Origin of the sequence: Acinetobacter sp. RRD8, from assembly GCF_031844225.1 — a bacterium.
Classification (GTDB): Bacteria; Pseudomonadota; Gammaproteobacteria; order Pseudomonadales; family Moraxellaceae; genus Acinetobacter.
The window spans coordinates 59340-78204 of the sequence record NZ_JAUZUU010000005.1 but is presented as its reverse complement, the minus strand read 5'-3'; the positions used below and the strand labels follow the sequence as shown (position 1 = coordinate 78204).

Genomic DNA, 18865 nt, shown 5'->3' with positions numbered 1-18865 from the left:
AAAACAGCTTCCGGAGAAGCTGTTTGATATTTTTAAACTTTAGCTGCGGAACGTTAAAGTTTAGTGTTCACGCGTATTGTGGAACACGATGTCCGGATAACGTTCTTGCATCAGCTGCAAATTCACGCGGCTTGGTGCAAGATATGTCAAATGACCACCACCATCGACAGACAACTGGTCATGAGCTTTTTTCTTGAATTCGTTGAATTTCTTCTCGTCATCGCAAGACACCCAACGTACTGTGTTGATGCTGACCGGTTCGTAAACACAATCAACTTTGTATTCTTCTTTCAGACGGTAAGCCACCACTTCAAACTGTAGCACACCCACCGCACCCACGATCAGGTCGTTGTTATTCTGCGGCATGAATACCTGAGTCGCCCCTTCTTCAGACAGCTCTTTCAGACCTTTTTGCAATTGCTTGGATTTTAGTGGATCTTTCAAGCGGACACGACGGAACATTTCAGGCGCAAAGTGAGGAATACCGGTGAACTGAAGTTTCTCACCCGAGGTAAATGTATCACCGATCTGGATGGTGCCATGGTTATGTAGACCAATAATATCACCCGGCCAGGCTTCTTCAAGATGCTGACGATCGCCAGCCAAGAAAGTTAAGGCATCGCTGATACGCACATCTTTATCCAGACGTACATGCTTCATCTTCAAGCCTTTTTCATACTTTCCTGAACAGATTCGCATGAAGGCAATACGGTCACGGTGTTTCGGATCCATATTGGCCTGAATTTTAAAGACAAAACCGGTGAAGCCTTCTTCATCTGCTTCTACAACACGATCTTGAGTCGGATGGGCTTTAGGAGATGGCGCATATTGACTGAAGGCATCCAGAACATGGTCGACACCAAAGTTACCCAAGGCTGTACCGAATAGAACAGGCGTTTGACGACCGGCCAGGAATTCTTCACGGTCTAAAGGCTCATTGGCCATTTGTACCAGTTCCAGCGATTCTTCAAATGCCGCCCAAGCCAGCTCACCGACTTTCTCACGAAGATCAGGATAGTCATAACCATCACGCACTTCGATCTCAGTAATCACTGAACCGAAACCGGCTTTATACACGTAGAATTTTTCTTCGATTAAATTAAATACACCGGCAAAATCACGGCCTGTACCGAGTGGCCAAGTGATCGGGACACATTTAATTTTCAGAACGTTTTCGATTTCATCCAGAAGCTCGAGTGGCTCACGGATTTCACGGTCCATTTTGTTGACGAATGAAATGATCGGTGTATCGCGCATCCGACACACTTCCATCAGTTTAATGGTACGGTCTTCGACACCTTTTGCACCATCAATCACCATCAGCGCAGAGTCTACCGCAGTTAAGGTACGGTAGGTATCTTCCGAGAAGTCTTCATGTCCCGGAGTGTCCAGAAGATTAATCATCTTGTCTTTAAAAGGAAATTGCATCACTGAGGTGGTAATCGAAATACCACGCTCTTTTTCCATTTCCATCCAGTCCGATGTTGCGGCCCGGTCAGATTTACGGCTTTTTACCATCCCGGCCACCTGAATGGCCTGACCCCATAACAGCAATTTTTCTGTCATGGTGGTTTTACCGGCATCGGGGTGGGAAATAATAGCGAACGTACGTCGCTGGGCGACTTGTGCCGCCAGTTCTTGCTTAAAGCTCATGAAATATACCTACTGCTCAATGCACAGCATTCGAGATCAAATTCGATCAATATGAAAAAATTGGCGATATTGTAGCAGAGTTTCAGTGTGGTGTTCCGTGAGCCATGTCGTCTATCCTGACGCTCAATCAATTAGAGCGTTATTAATGAAATTGTAAACTTTCTAGTCGTTGTTCATCTACCGGCAAGCCCAGTAAAAAGCCTTGTAACTGTTCACAACCGAGCCGGGTTAAAATTTCCGCTTGCGCTTCTGTTTCAACACCTTCGGCGGTTACCACCAAGCCCAGTTTCATGGCCAGCTGAATAATGCTTTCCAGAATCATTTCTTCTTTGGAGCCGACTGCCAGATTTTTGATAAATTCACGGTCAATTTTTAATTCATCTACGGCGAAATTCTTTAAATAGAGAAAGCTTGAATGCCCTGTACCAAAATCATCAATGGCTAGACGGATGCCCATTTGTCTTAAACGCTTAAAGCTGCGCATACTCACATCAATATGATGCATGGCAGTCGATTCAGTAATCTCGATCATTAAATGCTGAGGACTGATTTTATATTGTGCAAATAATTTCTCTAAAGTACTAAATAGATGCTTATGCTCAAATTGTACCGCAGACAAATTAACCGCAACAGGGAAAAATTCGGTATGTGTATCTTGCCATTTTTGAATTTGCTGACAGGCCAGTTCCAATGCCCAATAGCCCATTTGAATAATCAGTCCGGTTTTTTCAGCTGCATTGATAAACAAATTCGGGCCGAGCAGCCCCAACTGGGGATGGTTCCAACGAGTTAATACCTCTACCCCACACAAGCTACGATCTTTGGTTCGAAACTTGGGCTGATAAAACAGCACAAACTGCTGCTCTTCCACGGCTTTATATAGGTCATTAATCAGGGTGCTTTGGCTTTTGCTTTCATCCTGGTCGGTAGAATAATTAAAGACTGAATAGGTATTGCGTCCCTGATACTTGGAACTCAGCATGGCGGCATCGGCATTGACCAGCAGATCCTGTAAATTCTTGCCGTGCTCCGGATACATAGCAATGCCAATACTGCCCGAGATATGAATACTCTTGCCTTCAATCAAGAAACTTTCCTGAATCAGCTCAAGAATCTGTTCTGACATTTTTGCAGCTTTGGCGACTGAGGTATTTTCCAGTACCAGCAGAAATTCATCGCCACCGATTCTGAGCAGCTTGGAATGATGACCTAATAACAGATGAATCCGCGTGGTCAACTGAATCAGCAACTGATCGCCGACCAGATGACCAAACACATCATTGACCGCCTTAAAACGGTCCAGATCAATGTATAAAAAGGCTATTTCATGCTGCTGTTCGGACTGACCTGAAAACAGCAGACTTGCATATTCAGCCAGATACAAACGGTTAGGCAATTTGGTCAGATTGTCCTGAATTGTCTGATTTTCAATTTGTTGATTGGCCCATGCAAGCTGACGGTTGCGTAATCCCACACGCAGTTCGGACACGATGATACAAATCAGCGTTACCAGGAGCAATCCACTCATAAGTACCACGGCCAGAAATAGCTGATCATGTGCCTGAACTAATTCCGGTAACTGTTGCATATGGGCGGCAGTAAAATTGAATGACATCATGCTAATAGAGTGCATGCCAAAGATGCCGAGTGCGATCACACCTAATACGAGAACTGCCCGGAAAAATGACCAAGTACTTCTGGCACTTAACCAGAGGGTAAACATAGCGGCAATACATATCACCAGAACAGACAGGAGCATCAAGCCCAAATTCATCTCGTATTTATTCAGCACAAAATCTGCTGTCAGCCCGATAAAATGGATCAACCAGATGAATAGGCCCAATAGCATGGCGGTTAGCATTAAATTGAAGGTTTTAAAGTTTGGCTGTGAAGCGCCTGAAGCAAATTTTTTAATCCGTGCGATGAGATAGCAAGCAACCAATGCAGAAAGAACGGACCCGATGAACAGACCAATATCATGCTGAATATCAATCATATAAAATGTTCCCCATCGGTGATCATTTTTATTATTCTCTGCACTGATATTTCCATTTTCACCCGATCAAATTTGAACTCAGTAAAATCTCAAGACTGACTATCCATGCAAGCCAATTGGTCTGCAACAACATCAGTCTTAACTAAAATTTAGAATTTATATTTCTTTCTTTTGAAGTTGAGAATTGCCCCAAAAATAAAACTCAACAGAAAAATAAAATACAACTTATATATTAGAAGTGTTTCAAATTTAAGCAAATATTTAGCTTCATTTTTTTAGCTCATTTATTCGATCACCATCACAATTTTTTTCTTTTTATTTAGACAGATGGCACTTCATAGCAAAATTTTATTTGGATTTTTGTGCAGATTTACAAAATAAAAAAATAGCCTGTCGAAACAGGCTATTTTTATCAACGATCAATGAGGCTAAAACTTAGGGTTTTGCCTGTAATTTGGCATAGTCCAGTAACACATTTGCCGCTTCAATTACAAACGCTTCTTCTTCAGGCAGAGCCGGACGTTCTTTGGCCTTCATCTTGGCACGTGTTTCAATCAAGGCATCCAGTGAAGCCTGATAACTTTCCCAGTTTGGATAAGGTTTCAGACCTGTTGCAGCACGACGAGTGTTTTCTGCGTCCAGCGTTTTTTGCTCCATGGCAATCAACTCAGCTTTACGCTGTTGCAAGTCCAGTACCTGACGTTTCTCTTCTTCAGCTTTCTTCATCACGGCTTTACGCTGTTCTAAATACTTGAACTGAGAATCCAGTGTGACCCGTTGCTGAGAAAGTTTAGCCAATTCAGGAACGTATTTCTGTACTGCACCTTCGCGTTTAAATGGTGCCGTTGGAATAGTATCCCACTGCAGGGCATTTTTGGCCTTACGCTCACCAAACTCCTCGTTATAAATATCGACCAGTTTAATGTCCGGAACGACCCCTTTATTCTGGGTACTGCCACCGGTCACACGGTAGAATTTACGCTGCGTCAATGTCGCCTGACCATGTGCCAGACTATCCAATTGTACTTGTGCTGTACCTTTACCGGTGGTAGTACTGCCAATCACAATCCCGCGTTCATAATCCTGAATCGCAGCAGAGTAAATTTCACTGGCCGATGCAGAGGCAAGATTCACCATCACTGCCAGTGGACCTGCATAGGTTTGTGCGCCGCCATCATCATCCTCAAAGACGCTGACATTGCCATTGCCATCACGGATCTGTACCACTGGACCAGACTTGATTACCTGCCCCAACATACGTGCCACTTCTTCCAGTGAACCGCCCGGGTTATTCCGCAAATCGACAATAATTCCGGCAACATTCTTCGCTGCCAGCTCTTTCAAGGCTTTGTTGGTATCTTCAGACACCGAACGATAATCGGTACCGGCACGGCGTGCGCGATAGTTCAGGTAGAACGACGGAATTTCGATCACACCATATTGATATTTTTTACCGTCACGTTGAATGTCGACTACACGTGTACGTACACCAGCATCTTCTTCCTGAATCACGTCACGGGTAATAGTCACATTACGTGCCTGCCCCATGGCAGCACCCGCACCGAGTAAGCGTAAAGTGACTTTCGTGCCACGTTTACCACGAATCAGACCGACAATTTCATTACTTGGCCAGCCAATGACATCGACCATCTGTTCGCCGTCTTGGGCCACACCAATGATACGATCACCTGATTTCACCTGACCAGATTTGCTGGCCGGACCACCTTCAACGATGGTTTCAATCTTGGTGTAATCTTCATTACCACGTTCCGGACGAATCGATACGCCGACGCCTTCCAGCTGTAAAGTCGTCTGGCGATTCAGCTCCATCGCATCGACAGGCGGGAAGTAATTACTGTGCGGATCATAAGTCAGCATCATCGCGTTCAGTGTCTTGTCAAGCACATCATCGCTCTTGATGCGGCTGAGACGTTCCAGCTGACGGGTATAACGCTTGGTTAAGGTTTGCGCAGGCGTCAGATCTTCAGGACCCGTGAGGTCTTGTCCATTGGCCAATTCCGGATTGGCTTTCAGCGCTTTCTGCTTGGCCAATTCCTCTTCTTTACTGATGGTCAGATTGATCAGCTGAGACACCAGCATTTTTGACCAGTGCGCGCGCTGTTCAGCTTCAGTTTTAAAGAACGGTGCTTTTTCACGATCCGTTTCGATATAAACATTTGGCTGATTCAGATTCTGCGGTTTTTTCAGCTCATTCAACATGTAGGTGTAGAACTGGTGCAATCGCTGTTGATATTGCGCATGCATTTCATAAGGACCAGACAAATTGCCGGCTTTCAGATTGGCACCAAAATTGGCACCATAGCGTTTCTTATAGTTTTCAACTTCTGGAGCCAAAAACAGACTATGTTCCGGATCAAGACTATCAATATAGAAATCAAAAATACGCTGTGAGGTCTGGGCATCCAGACGCATATTTAAATAATGCTGACGGTCAACCAGGGTTGCCAGCTGACGTGACACCAGCGCCTGCTCTTGAGATGGCTGAATTGCTTTACTGACCACTTCATTACTGTTGGCCGCAATCGCATCATTCACTACATGGGTAAAAAAGAATCCACCTGTCGCAATCGCAACTGCGCAAGCTATAGTTTGAAATTTCATAAATAATTCGTACTTCCTTGGCCTAGAGACCAATGTGACCGTGTTGCTTTTCGACCAGAATTTAACGTATTCAGCATCTTAAACAACTTAATATGTTTATGTCGTGTAGTTTTATCATATTCTGTGCTGACAAAGTGTAGCAAATCATTGCAGAATTCAGGTATTGTTTTCTCCGAAAAACTCTAAAACGGATTCCGCATATGATTGGCGCATTGATGCTCGACATCGCAGGCACAACCCTCACTCAAGAAGATATTGAACTATTAAGTGCGCCGCAAGTCGGTGGAGTGATTTTATTTGGTCGCAATATCGAATCTCCGGCGCAAGTCCGTGCTTTGACCGATCATATGCGTCAGGTGCGTCCTGATATTTTAATTGCGGTCGATCAGGAAGGCGGTCGTGTCCAGCGTTTAAGACAAGGCTTTACCCTGCTGCCTGCAATGGGAAGATTTGGCGAACTTTATAGTAATGATCCACAGCGTGCTTTGGAACTGGCTGAAAAATGCGGCTGGCTGATGGCAGCTGAAGTGCTGGCTGTTGGCATTGATTTCAGCTTTGCCCCGGTACTGGACTTGAATGATATCAGTGATGTGATCGGTGATCGTAGCTTTGCCCAAAATATCCAGGACATTATTCCACTAGCCAGCGCATTTCTAAAAGGTATGAAACGTGCCGGTATGGCTTCAACTGGTAAACATTTCCCCGGGCATGGCTCGGTCAAAGCGGACTCACATGTTGCTGCAGCGATTGATACGCGCTCCTATGCAGAAATCCAGCAAAAAGACATGCGAAGCTTTATCCAACTGCAACCACAACTAGATGCGCTGATGCCGGCTCATGTCATCTATAGTCAGGTCGATCCCAATCCGGCAGGCTTCTCGGAATTCTGGATTCAGAAAGTTTTACGTCAGGAGCTTGGTTTTGACGGTGTCCTGTTCTCGGATGATTTAAGCATGCAGGCCGCATGTGTCGCAGGCGGTGCCGATGCCCGAATTCAGGCCGCACTCAAAGCTGGTTGTGATATGGGTCTGGTCTGCAATGATCGTGCAGCACAATGTATTGCACTGGAAGGGATTGTAGATTTGCCCTTCCCGAACCAGCAACGCCTGGAATGCATGCGCGGCAACATCCCGAACATCCAGATTGGTGACGAACTGAATCTGGGTGAAGAATGGCGCGAGATCCGTGATGAAATACTGGCATTTAAACAGCAGTCCAGCTAAAACTTTTTAAATCCAATCAATATGAAAAAGGGGCACGACAAGGTGTTCCTTTTTTATTATAGTAATGAAAAGTTTACACTTTTATTTAATCAACTTAAAAATAACAATAAGGTCAGAACTATATGACAGACTCACTTTCGCAACATCGCCATATTTCTTTTACGGCGCACTATACCGGCTATATCTGGTATCAAATGGGGATCTCACATCCAGCCTTTGCTACATCCAAAGGCAAGTTTCTGGCCAAACTGTTGCATCCACTTGAATCCTGGGCGGAACGCCATGTTGGCGGTAGCATGCGTACGACACTTAAGCAGCGCCATCAGATGATTGATGAGCATCTGTGTCAACTAATTGAGCAACATCCACAACTTCAGGTTCTTGAAATTGCCTGCGGACTATCTCCACGCAGCTGGAATTTCAGACAGAAATTTCCAGAGATTAATTATCGTGAACTGGATTTGCCTGATATGGCCAAGATCAAGACGCAGGCTTTACAGCAAATTGATCAGCATGCACCTGAAGTCCTGACTGCCGATATTTTTAGTGAAGAACTGGACTGTATTTTTCAGATGTTTGACCGCAACCAGCCCTTAGTGGTCATTAGTGAAGGACTGATTAATTATTTTGATCAGCAGATGTTACGCATTCTGATGCAGGGTATTACAGAAAATGCGCAGTATTTCCCGGCAGTTCACTATCTCAGCGATATTTACCCCGAACCGGTGAAAAATAAACTAGCGAACTTTATCTGGAGCAGTAGCCGTCTGCTTAAATTCATGTCTCGAAGTGCGTTTACCTTTCATTTTAAATCCCCTCAAGAACTACAGCACTTTTTTCAAGATGCAGGATTTGACCAGGTTGAGGTACAACAACCACAACGTTATTTTGCCGAGCCTCATCAGCCAAACCCGACTCATGAGCAGGATGAACATTTAGGTGATCTGGTCTGGATGATTCATGCCGTGAAAAAAAACAGCGTTTAAGTACGCTGTTTTTTAATGCTGCTGTTTTTTAAATTGCTGCATCAAATACTTCAGTTTGTGACAGTACTTTTTGCATTTGTACAAAGCGTAATAAGCGTTCTGCGACTTCAAAACTGCCATGTTTGAATAAAGCACGCAGCTGAGTATCATCCTGTTCAAAGATCAGGCACTCAATCTGAAATTCCCCAACTTCATCTTCCAGATGCAAGGCCAGATCACGTGGATAAGCTGTTGCGCATACTGCCTGTTCTACATCTAACTCCAGCAATACCCCAAAGAAATTCATGTCCACGATCTCTGCTTTTAAAATGAGATCAGAATGACGATGACTGAGGAAACGCTGTGAATCTTGCACCTGAATCCGCTCTTCACCGCGACGTTCAAGCTGCTGTATCTGCTCAGGGCTAAACGGAATAATTCCCGGCAACTGATCGACCGGTTCATCACGTAAGAAGGTTGCAAACAGATGCATGGTTTCTTTACGACGTTGTAACTGCGGTACATGATCGGCGCCTGCAATTTGTACATACTGCATATTCGGACATTGCAGGGCAAAATTGGCATTCTCATGTGGCAAGGTAAAACTGTCATATTGCCCACATGCCACCAGCACTTTGCACTGTGGAATCGGCACATTGGTCAGACGCAATAAACGGTTGCAATTGATATCATAACGATCCTGTTCGGTGGCCGTAAATTCCGCCATCTGTTTAAAGAACAAACGCTTTGCAGTCGGTGACATCCGGGTTTCTGTTAAACGTGCATGATTCACCAGGTACAAAATGACGGCCTGACCAAATTCATCCATACGCTGTTCTTTCATTAGATGCAAAGACTCTTCCAGCAGCATCCGCCAGCTTTTACGGGTTTTCTGCATCACACCCATCAGGATCATCCGATCGACCAGTTCAGGACGCTGATCTGCCAAACAGGAAGCCACCACTGAACCCAAGGACATGCCTAGAATTGCCACTTGCGGCAGCTGCATCTGTTCCAGCCAGCGCCCCAGCATCGCAGCAAGGTCTTCAAGCTCCAGTGTTCCGGCAGACAGACCTGTGTCGACATTACCAATCTGCTGGTTGGCCCCCATGGACGGCAGGTCAATCAGAATGATGGGACCTGCATCAAAAAGCTGCTCTACACAATATTTGTAGGAGTTAAAATTCTGGAAAGCTCCCCCAATAATCACCATGGGTCTTAAATGTAAGGTATCTGGACGGGCGATCGCCATATATTCGATTTTCCAGCCATCCATCCAGGTGGTGCGTGGTGGCTGCTTAAAACTGTGCTTATCATAAAAATCAAAAAAACCATCGTGTCTATGTTGTTCCAATACATGGGCGTCCATGTGGATAATGGAATTCATATTCCTTTTCCTCCGTCCTTGCCTTATTTTTATTGTGCAAGTCATGCTTAACAGATCTTATAATTCAGGCACATTCCGGTGTGCCTGAACACGCATCCTGCTCTTTAATAATTATAAATGACATCAATGCCGCGTGTTTCATTCTATACAGAGCTGCTTTTCACAAGCAACCGCTTCAGTGACCACTTATCTGCTTTTAAACAGAAAACATTTTCAAAATGTTTAGAAGTCTGCGAAAACGGATGATTTTTAACAGATGGGCTTCATTGTGCAGCAGCAGGCTGTTAATATCGAAATGAAATTTCTAAGTGATCAAACCGCTATGCAAGAGTCTATTGAACAATACATGCAAACGGTAGGACAGCAGGCACGCCAAGCGTCTCGCATTTTGGCTCGCGCGTCCACCCAAACTAAAAATAATGCGTTATCCGCTATTTATACGGCTTTGGAAAATAGCCAAGCTGCTATTTTGGCTGCTAACCAGAAAGATATGACCAAGGCGCATAACAACAATCTGGACTCAGCCCTGCTTGATCGCTTAGAACTCAACCCCGCACGCTTTAAAGGTATGTTGCAGGGTCTAAAAGATGTCATTGGCCTGAAAGATCCGATTGGTGAAATTAGTGATATGGCTTATCGCCCATCCGGGATTCAACTGGGCAAGATGCGTGTGCCTTTGGGTGTGGTCGGCATGATCTACGAGTCACGTCCTAACGTCACGTTGGAAGCTGCATCACTCGCACTCAAATCAGGCAATGCCATTATTTTACGGGGTGGCTCAGAAGCTCTGGAATCAAATCAGGCCATTGCTGTCGCGATTCAGCATGGCCTGAAAGTCGCAGGCTTGCCTGAGGCTGCCGTACAGGTCGTGAATACGACTGACCGCGCTGCAGTGGGCCAGTTGATTACCATGACCGAATATGTGGATGTGATTGTGCCTCGTGGCGGCAAGAGCCTAATCGAACGAATTACCGAGGAAGCACGCGTACCGGTCATTAAACATTTAGATGGCAACTGTCATGTGTATGTGGAAGCTCAAGCAGATTTGTTGAAAGCATTGCCTATTGCGCTCAATGCCAAAACCCATCGCTATGGTGTATGTAATGCCATGGAAACCCTGCTGGTCGATGAAAAAGTCGCTGAAGAATTCTTGCCACGCATCGCAGAGCTTTACCAAGAGAAAAAAGTCGAACTTCGTGGTTGCCGGGAAACCCAGCGTATTCTTGAAGATGCAGTCATTACGGCCACTGAAGAAGACTGGTATACCGAGTATCTGGGCCCGATTCTGGCGATCAAAGTCGTTTCTGGTATAGAAGAAGCCATTGAGCACATCAACAAATATGGCTCGCATCATACCGATTCCATTATTACTGAAAACTACAGTCTGGCTCGCGAATTTCTGGCGGGTGTAGATTCAAGTTCGGTCATGATCAATGCCTCTACTCGTTTTGCAGATGGTTTTGAATATGGCTTAGGCGCAGAAATCGGGATTTCAACCGATAAAATCCATGCTCGTGGCCCAGTCGGTCTTGAAGGCCTGACGTCGCAGAAATGGATTGTCTTTGGTGATGGTCAGATTCGCCAATAAATATTCAGATTGCTAACTTAAAAACAGCCTCATTTATGAGGCTGTTTTTTTTATGGACAGAAAAATTGACACTGAAATAGATGGATCAGAACCTTCGGGTCATTTTATTCATGAATCTCTTTATAGAATTGTATGTAAAAACAATATTTGCCTTTCAGGCGCTAAACTAAAGAATTAATCTGTTCTAAAATTAAATTTAAGCAGAGTTTAGTATTCTTATTGATGATATTTTCAGCATCATTTTATTTATAAATGAAAACTATGAACTGATAAATTTTAGTTATTATTGTTAAATCGGTCGATAATGCTTAAGTCTAATCTGCTAAAGTCTATCTAGGACAGAAAAAAAACAAATGTTAAAACATATTCATTGATCTGGATTGCTGCTTCATTGCCCGCAATTGGGTCAAGCAAATGGACGAGAATTTTAATTAAAAATTGGGTAATCAATCGTGTCTAAATCAGTATTAGTTATTAATTGTGGCTCTTCTTCAATCAAGTTTGCATTACTTCTTGAGGAGCAGAATTTCCGTATTCATGGTTTAGCTGAGAACTTAGGCACAGAGAATGCTCGCATTAAAGGTGTAACGGTTGGCAATAAGCCAGTCGATATCCATATTCCATTTGCTGACCACAAAAAAGCACTGGAAGTGGGTCTTGAACGTCTGGCCAACTACCGTCCGGACGCGATCGGTCACCGTGTCGTACATGGTGGCAGCCTGACCAAGGCTGAACTGATCAATGACGAGATTATTGAAAAAATTCGTGAAGCAACGCCGCTTGCACCATTACATAATCCGGCACACCTGATTGGCATTGAAGCCACTAAACGTTTATTCCCGGAATTACCACAGGTTGCGGTATTTGATACTGCCTTCCACCAAACCATGCCAGCGCATGCTTATCGTTATGCCCTGCCGAAATTTTTATATACCGCCCATGGTGTGCGTCGCTATGGTTTCCACGGGACTAGTCATGCCTATGTGTCAGAGCGTGGTTCTGAACTGGCAGGCAGTTTCAAACAAGGTGGCTGGTTAACCGCGCATTTAGGTAATGGTAGCTCGACCTGTGCCGTTTGGAATGGGAAAAGTGTAGATACCTCAATGGGTTTAACTCCACTTGAAGGTATTGTTATGGGCACACGCAGTGGCGATGTTGACCCAAGTCTGCACAGCTTCCTGGCGAAAAACCTGGGTTGGGATATTTATAAAATTGACAAGATGCTGAATAGCCAAAGTGGTCTTTTGGGCTTGTCTGATCTGTCCAATGACATGCGTACCCTGATTGAAGCTTCAGAACAAGGCAATGAAGATGCCACACTGGCGATTGAAGTATTCTGCTACCGTTTAGCTAAGTCTCTGGCAGCGTTGAGCTGTGGTCTGCCACGTCTTGATGGTCTGTTCTTCACTGGCGGCATTGGCGAAAACTCAGCGTATATCCGCGAAAAAACCATGACTTACCTGCCTCATTTCGGTTTCAGTCTGGATAAAAATGCTAATAATGAGCTGAAACGCGGTACCGAAGGCCGAATTGATTCAGGTACAGGCCCACAAATCTGGGTAGTGCCAACAGATGAAGAAGGCCGTATTGCCCGGGAAGTTCAAAGTGTGGTTGAACTTGAAGTGGAGCGCAATACTGCAAAAAAGTCTCAAGCTGAGGTAATGCCTGCATAAGCAGGCTTTAGCTTCTTTTTCACTGATTTTTATTATTCTGCGACTGACATAATTTATGAAAACAATTTTATTGGTTCCCACGGGGGAAGGCGTAGGCTTAACTTCTGCATGTTTGGGCCTGATTTATGCACTGGAATGCCAAGGGGTAAAAGCTGGTTTCCTGAAACCTTTTGCCCAGGAATTGAATGAAATCGAAGACCGCACCACGGCTTTGTATCGTCATATTTCTCAAAGTGAAACGGTTGAACCTATCCGTTATAGCAAAGTCTTGCAGCAGATCAATCTGGGTGAACAGGATGAATTGCTTGAAGAAGCGGTGCGTCTGCATCGTCAAATTGCTAAACAGCATGACCTAATTATTGTCGAAGGGCTGTTGCCAAATACTCAGGACAGTTTTGCCGATGATTTGAATGCTTCACTGGCACAAGCACTGGATGCCAAAGTTATTGTCGTCAGCAATGCCAATATTCAGCAGCCAAGCCAAACCGCAGATAAAGTTGAACATCAGCTGCGTAATTTTGGTGGCGCTAGCTCTACCCGCCTTGCGGGCATCATGTTGATGCGCACCAAAGGCCTACCTGAAGAATCTGCGCAGATTCCTGTCACGCTGAATCCGGATTTACGCCTTAAAGCTGAAACCGCCGAATTTATCACCGCCATTCAGCAGACGCATCCGCATATTGGCTCTGAAAAATTACCAGTGATTGGCTTGGTGCCTTTCAGTAAAACCTTAAGTGTGCCGCGCATGTCTGATCTGGCTGCACATATTTCTGCCTACTGGATTAACGAAGGCGAAGCCAAACAGCGCCGTGTACAACATAGCAGCCTGATTTCAGCCAATATTGAACATGAATTGCATAAATTTGTGGCTGGCGAATTAATTATTAGTGCCTCTGACCGGATTGACGTATTACTGGCAAGTAGTCTGGCCAGCAGTAATGGGATTCCTTTGGCCGGTCTGGTGCTGACTGAACATCAACAGCCAAATGATCATGTACTGGAATTCTGTCAAGCTGCCATCAAGCAAGGTTTACCGATTTTACATACGCCACTTAGCACTTTTGAAACCGCACAAAAACTGGCAAATCTGAGCAATGAAATTCCAGTGGATGATACCGAACGTGCAGATCAGGTGACACGTTTTGTTTCAAGCCATATCAATCCGGAATGGCTGAATCAAATGTTGAATGGTTCTTATAAGCCACGTCTGTCACCTTCCGCTTTCCGTCATGAACTGGTACAGAAATCGATTGCTGCGAAAAAACGTATTGTACTGCCAGAGGGTGATGAACCGCGTACCGTACAGGCTGCGGCCATTTGTCAGGCGCGTGGTATTGCACAGTGTATTTTGCTGGCCAAGCCTGAAGCTGTGCTAGAAGTAGCCAAAGCTCGCGGTATTGAATTGCCTGAAGATCTGGAAATTCTTGATCCGGATCTGGTGCGTGAAAACTACATCGACAAGATGGTGGAGCTGCGTAAAGGCAAGCTCAACGAACTACAGGCCCGTGAACAACTGCAAGATACAGTAGTACTTGGCACCATGATGCTGGCGCTGGATCAGGTTGACGGTTTGGTGTCGGGTGCAGTGCATACCACGGCGAATACGGTACGTCCTGCTTTCCAGCTGATTAAGACTGCTCCGGATTACTCACTGGTATCTTCCGTATTCTTTATGCTGTTGCCAGATGAAGTCTATGTGTATGGTGACTGTGCGATCAATCCGGACCCTGATGCAGAACAGCTGGCCGAAATTGCAATCCAGTCCGCCGATTCTGCCAAAGCCTTTGGTATAGATCCACGCATTGCCATGATTTCCTATTCGACAGGAACTTCGGGTACTGGCGCTGATGTGGAAAAAGTCGCGGAAGCTACACGCATTGCCAAAGAACGTCGTCCTGACCTGTTGATTGATGGGCCATTACAATATGATGCAGCATCGGTGGAAAGCGTGGGGCGCCAAAAGGCACCTGATTCACAAGTGGCTGGACGTGCCAATGTATTTATTTTCCCGGATCTGAATACCGGTAACACGACCTATAAAGCGGTACAACGTGCTGCCAATGTAGTCAGTGTCGGGCCAATGCTGCAAGGCTTGAATAAGCCTGTGAATGACCTGTCGCGTGGTGCCTTGGTCGATGACATCGTGTTTACCATTGCCTTAACCGCGATTCAGGCCGAGCAGCAAGAAGCTTAATACTTCTTGAATTTAAGTTTTCCAAACCATCTGATTGAAAAATCAGGTGGTTTTTTTATAAAAAAACACTCATAGCTTCAATAAATTCAGCACGCGATCATTATCTCGTTTTAATAAACAATAAAAATGCCAGTCTTTCGAACTGGCATTTTCAACGGTTACTCATAAAGTCTGTGACATAAAAAATTAAGCTGAAGCAGCCCTGCTTTTCAGTCCACTAACTTTAATTTCTTATAAGGTAGTCCACTCTTTACGTACCTCTTCCGCAGTTTTATTGAGCACGACACTATCGTCTTTGATTTCACTTACCCAACTCAAGGGAATCAGATGATGCTCATTATTTTCATCATCACTTCTTGTTAATTTAATTGAATCCTGACCTTCTAAATGGTCCACCTTCCCGACTTGAGTACCACATGAAGCAATGACTGAAGCATGTTCTTTAATATCACTTGCATTAAAATTGTTCATTCTACTTGCCTGTTTCTAGAAGTTGAGAGAAACAGTCTAAGCAATAAAAAATGCCGCATGTGTAAGGGTTTTCAGGCTTTGAGTTTTTCTGGGTTAAAAATGTAAATGGTCAACATGGCTTGAGTAAGCTATAGGAGAGATACTTTTTAAATTTGAGTTTTCAAATATTTTTATAACTGGATTTGAAAATTTGAAGATTTGAAGATTTGAAGATTTGAAGATTTGAAGATTTGAAGATTTGAAGATTTGAAGATAGGTTAATTCTTTGAGGTCTTAAAATAAAAAAGAAGATAAAGCTTAGGCTTGATCTTCTTTCTGACCGTACATCCAAGTTGCAGCGATATATACACAAAAACCAGCTGCCATCAAAATACCTGTAACCATTGTTAGGATCTCCCGTTTCAATAGCTGCATTATGTAAAAGTTTTATGACAGTTATATGACAATCTGGTTTTTTATTAAATTTAAAATAATTAATAAAATTCAATCGCTTAATACGGAATAAGCAAAATTATGCGTATTTTTTATCTGAAATATGACATTGAATATGACAACTTGCTGTCATATTTGACCCATGGAATAGCTAAAGTCCTTGCTCAGATTGCTTAAACTATAAACTTTCGGCCAATGCTCGCCCAAAATGCCCACAACCCGATTCTTTTGTCTTATAATTTAGCCCGCTAGCTATCAGCCCGCTCAAGAGATATTTGTATGACAACTATTATCAAGCAAGATGACTTGATCACATCAGTTAAAGATGCGCTTCAGTTCATTTCTTACTATCACCCACAGGACTTTATCCAAGCGATGAGCCGTGCGTATGATCGTGAAGAGAACAAAGCTGCTAAAGATGCGATCGCACAAATCTTAATTAACTCACGCATGTGTGCAGAAGGCCACCGCCCAATCTGTCAAGATACCGGTATCGTCAACGTATTTGTTGAAGTGGGCATGGACGTTAAATTCGATTTAACCATGAGCCTGGATGATGCAATCAATGAAGGCGTACGTCAGGGTTATTTAGAAAACTCGAACGTGCTTCGCGCATCAGTTCTGGCTGATCCTGCATTTGGTCGTAAGAACACCAAAGACAACACTCCTGCCGTGATTTACCACAAGCTTGTGCCTGGTAATAAAGTAGATATCACTGTGGCAGCCAAAGGTGGCGGTTCAGAAAACAAATCTAAACTAGCAATGTTAAACCCATCTGATTCAATCGTGGATTGGGTACTGAAAACTGTTCCAACCATGGGTGCAGGCTGGTGTCCACCAGGTATGCTGGGAATCGGGATCGGTGGTACTGCTGAAAAAGCCATGATGCTTGCCAAAGAAGCATTGATGGAAGAGATCAACATGGACGAATTGCTTCGTCGTGGTCCACAAAGCAAAATGGAAGAGCTTCGTATCGAAATCTTCGAAAAAGTAAATGCTTTGGGTATTGGTGCACAAGGTCTTGGCGGTTTAACCACTGTACTTGATATTAAAATCAAAGATTATCCATGTCATGCTGCAGGTAAACCAGTTGGTATGATCCCGAACTGTGCTGCGACTCGTCATGCACACTTCCAGTTAGATGGTACAGGTGTTGCACATATTCAAGCACCTAAACTTGAAGACTACCCTGCTGTGACTTGGGATTCTTCATCTTCTAAACGTGTTGACCTTGACACGATTACCCAAGAAGAAATGAATAGCTGGAAACCAGGCGATACACTTCTTCTTAACGGTACAATCTATACAGGTCGTGATGCTGCACACAAACGTATGGTCGACATGCTGAACAACGGTGAAGAACTTCCTGTTGATCTGAAAGGCAAGTTTATCTACTACGTTGGCCCTGTTGATCCAGTCGGCGACGAAGTTGTAGGCCCTGCTGGCCCAACAACGGCTACGCGTATGGATAAATTTACGCGTCAAGTTCTTGAAGCAACTGGCATGTTCGGCATGATCGGTAAAGCAGACCGTGGTCCTGCTGCCGTTGAAGCCATTAAAGACAACCAGGCAACTTACCTGATGGCTGTCGGTGGTGCTGCTTACCTCGTGTCTAAAGCTATTCGCGAAGCTGAAGTGGTTGCCTTTGCTGACCTGGGTATGGAAGCAATTTACAAGTTTGTGGTAAAAGATATGCCGGTATCTGTAGCGGTTGATGTGAATGGTACTTCTATTCACGCGACTGCACCTAAAATCTGGCAAGCAAAAATTGGTAAGATTCCAGTAGTTGACGCTGCTGCGGGCTAATTAAATCTGTATAAAAAAGCACCCATTCAGGGTGCTTTTTTATTATATTTTCTCAATAAAATGTCAATTACCAAGTCCGTGGATCCCAAAGTTTAAAAGGTGCTTTTAGCTGTACATCCAATGATGGATCATAAGCAGTCGGTTCAATTTTTTGGGCTTTTTTACGAATCTGGCCAGTTTCCTGATCTTGTGCCACGAAGTTAAAACTGTCTGATTTTAGCTGAGTAAAAGTAATTTCATTCAGACCAACTTTTTCTGGCATCAGCATGAGTGGCCCTGAAACACTCCGGCGTGTACTGATATTCTCTTCATCATATTTAATAAAATAAGACTGTCCCGCTTCGACAGTAAAATCCAGATATTTAGGTTTCTGGAAATGCAGCGCGCCTAGCGGTCGACTGGTACTCAAACGATAGGTCCCTGCAGGCACTTCAATCCAGTAATAATGGTTGTGCAATAAGCTTGGAATATGTTCTTGATTGATAAACAGGCTGGCAGCGACAATTTCCTGACGATTCCATTTAGAATCGGGCCGGTATAAATACACGATGGCGGCTTCATCATGCTGCGGTTTCACCGTCTGAAACTGGTTGCCCTGCTTTTGATTGACCCAACCGCCAATGGTAAACATGCCGATACGATGCTGCTCGACGAAGCCCGGTTTTTTTTCAAGATCGATATTTTTTAAAGTGCTGAGTGGCTGTGTAGGCTCAACGACGGCTTTCTTACCATGACACCCCAGCAATGCCAAACTGCTGATGAGTACAATTGCGACTCCACGCATGCTTATCCCTCACTGCGTCTTTATTCTTTTGTATGCAAGTGCTTTGCGATTTGTTTTTTATAAGTTTTAGG

General features: G+C 44.2%; 12 protein-coding genes. 6 read left to right on the top strand and 6 right to left on the bottom strand.

Annotated elements, in window-relative coordinates; translation table 11 throughout:
* Nucleotides 1-60: 60 nt before the first annotated feature.
* The 3 genes from Q9R24_RS07180 to Q9R24_RS07170 form a co-directional block, all read right to left on the bottom strand.
* On the bottom strand, nt 61-1653 hold the full coding sequence (locus Q9R24_RS07180) for a peptide chain release factor 3 (RefSeq protein WP_004647433.1): 1593 nt from the start codon (nt 1651-1653) through the stop codon (nt 61-63).
* 142 nt (nt 1654-1795) lie between these two features.
* Nucleotides 1796-3649: an EAL domain-containing protein gene (locus Q9R24_RS07175; protein WP_311204262.1), complete on the bottom strand. Its 1854-nt coding sequence runs from the start codon at nt 3647-3649 to the stop codon at nt 1796-1798.
* Between the two features lie 435 nt (nt 3650-4084).
* Nucleotides 4085-6271 (bottom strand): carboxy terminal-processing peptidase, encoded by a 2187-nt coding sequence (locus Q9R24_RS07170; RefSeq protein ID WP_114542262.1) that lies wholly within the window; start codon nt 6269-6271, stop codon nt 4085-4087.
* Between the two features lie 200 nt (nt 6272-6471).
* Here Q9R24_RS07170 and nagZ point away from each other — a divergent pair, with 200 nt between their 5' ends.
* Nucleotides 6472-7494 (top strand): beta-N-acetylhexosaminidase, encoded by a 1023-nt coding sequence (nagZ, locus tag Q9R24_RS07165; RefSeq protein ID WP_311204476.1) that lies wholly within the window; start codon nt 6472-6474, stop codon nt 7492-7494.
* Between the two features lie 122 nt (nt 7495-7616).
* Nucleotides 7617-8480 carry a class I SAM-dependent methyltransferase gene (locus tag Q9R24_RS07160; protein WP_253145764.1) on the top strand — a complete coding sequence of 288 codons (864 nt, stop codon included), beginning with the start codon at nt 7617-7619 and terminating at the stop codon, nt 8478-8480.
* A gap of 28 nt (nt 8481-8508) precedes the next feature.
* On the opposite strand, the gene Q9R24_RS07155 is transcribed toward Q9R24_RS07160, so the two are convergent.
* Nucleotides 8509-9846: an alpha/beta fold hydrolase gene (locus tag Q9R24_RS07155; protein WP_311204475.1), complete on the bottom strand. Its 1338-nt coding sequence runs from the start codon at nt 9844-9846 to the stop codon at nt 8509-8511.
* A gap of 322 nt (nt 9847-10168) precedes the next feature.
* Between Q9R24_RS07155 and Q9R24_RS07150 the strand changes: the two genes are divergently transcribed.
* The 3 genes from Q9R24_RS07150 (at nt 10169) to pta (ending at nt 15301) form a co-directional block, all read left to right on the top strand.
* Nucleotides 10169-11434, top strand: coding sequence for a glutamate-5-semialdehyde dehydrogenase (locus Q9R24_RS07150; RefSeq protein WP_180038068.1), 1266 nt, complete (start codon nt 10169-10171; stop codon nt 11432-11434).
* A 452-nt stretch (nt 11435-11886) separates the two neighbouring features.
* Complete coding sequence (locus Q9R24_RS07145; RefSeq protein ID WP_311204474.1) at nt 11887-13107, top strand: acetate kinase; 1221 nt, start codon at nt 11887-11889, stop codon at nt 13105-13107.
* A gap of 55 nt (nt 13108-13162) precedes the next feature.
* Entirely contained in the window at nt 13163-15301 is a 2139-nt protein-coding gene (gene pta, locus Q9R24_RS07140; RefSeq protein ID WP_247143239.1) for a phosphate acetyltransferase, read from the top strand.
* Between the two features lie 231 nt (nt 15302-15532).
* Here the strand turns inward: pta and Q9R24_RS07135 are convergent, their stop codons facing one another.
* Nucleotides 15533-15772 (bottom strand): DUF2171 domain-containing protein, encoded by a 240-nt coding sequence (locus Q9R24_RS07135; protein ID WP_004729548.1) that lies wholly within the window; start codon nt 15770-15772, stop codon nt 15533-15535.
* A 711-nt stretch (nt 15773-16483) separates the two neighbouring features.
* Between Q9R24_RS07135 and Q9R24_RS07130 the strand changes: the two genes are divergently transcribed.
* Complete coding sequence (locus Q9R24_RS07130) at nt 16484-18010, top strand: fumarate hydratase (protein WP_004278405.1); 1527 nt, start codon at nt 16484-16486, stop codon at nt 18008-18010.
* A 67-nt stretch (nt 18011-18077) separates the two neighbouring features.
* On the opposite strand, the gene Q9R24_RS07125 is transcribed toward Q9R24_RS07130, so the two are convergent.
* Nucleotides 18078-18794, bottom strand: a complete 717-nt coding sequence (locus Q9R24_RS07125) for a DUF2846 domain-containing protein (RefSeq protein WP_311204473.1) — start codon at nt 18792-18794, stop codon at nt 18078-18080.
* Nucleotides 18795-18865 lie beyond the last annotated feature (71 nt).